Source organism: uncultured Campylobacter sp., from assembly GCF_938031315.1.
Lineage (GTDB): Bacteria > Campylobacterota > Campylobacteria > Campylobacterales > Campylobacteraceae > Campylobacter_B.
The window spans coordinates 1-1,035 of the sequence record NZ_CALHHT010000378.1 but is presented as its reverse complement, the minus strand read 5'-3'; the positions used below and the strand labels follow the sequence as shown (position 1 = coordinate 1,035).

General features: G+C 53.3%; 1 protein-coding gene. It reads left to right on the top strand.

What is annotated here, in order from left to right; genetic code table 11:
* Positions 1-921, top strand: a 921-nt coding sequence (locus tag Q0236_RS09290) for a hypothetical protein (RefSeq protein ID WP_297917115.1), incomplete at its 5' end; no start/stop codon positions are given.
* Positions 922-1,035: the final 114 nt, after the last annotated feature.

Genomic DNA, 1,035 nt, shown 5'->3' with positions numbered 1-1,035 from the left:
CAAAGCGCAGCGCCAGATGAGGCTAAATTTAGCGGCTCCGCGGGGGATAAAATTAAATTTAATGCGCGCTGCGCCGATAGCTCTGATAGCTCCATAACCCCCGCAGCGCAAAACGGAGCTTTGCAAAGCGGCGCACAAACGTGCAACTCGCAAGACTGCGCTTCGCAAAATAGCGAGCAAACCGGTAGCTTACAAAACGGCGTGCAAACTTACACTTCGCAGGTCGCCGCGCAAAGCAAGGCTCAAAAGGACGCGAGCCGCGAGCGGATTATAGAGCCGTGCGAGCTTTTTAGGCAGAGCTGCTTGCAAAATCCGTATTTTAGCACCGGTCCCTGCCGCGCGCTGTTTGCGAGCGAAATTTTTAAAAGCCTACGCTTTCCGCAGGGGCAGATCTACGAGGACGTGGCGATTTTTTTCGATATGTTTAATCACGGAGCTACCGCGTGCACGAGCGAGACGCTCTATTTTTACCGCATCCGCGCGGGCTCGACCGTTAATTCATTCTCGCGCCGCCACCTAGCTGCGATCCCCGCCGTGCGCAAGTTTACGGACTCCATCGTCTCGGCGTATCCGCAGCTAAGGGAGGAGGCGGACTTCACGCGCTGCGAATCCGCGCTAAATACGGCGTTTATGGTGATAAGATCGCAGGTGAGCGCGCCTGCTAGCGGTGCCGTAAATTCGAGCGCAAAAGAGGGCGCGGGCGAAATTTCAAACAAGAAGGCGCCAAATAGCGACGAGGCGCTAAGCGGCGACGAAGCGGCGGCCGTCATTTCGCAACTGCACGGCTTCGTGCGTGAAAATTTAAACTTTAAATTTTTCATGCGCCACGCAAATAGGGCGCAAAAAATTTTAATGGTTTTGTTTTACGCAAACCCCGCCCTGCTGCGGTTTTTATATAAAATTTACAAGGGGCTTAGATGAAAATTTTATTCGTCATCGCAGCTCTTAGAAACGGTGGCGCCGAGCGCGTGCTTCAGGTTTTGGCGAACCATTTTGCGCGCGCAAACGACGTTACGATCGCGATTTTGGAAAACG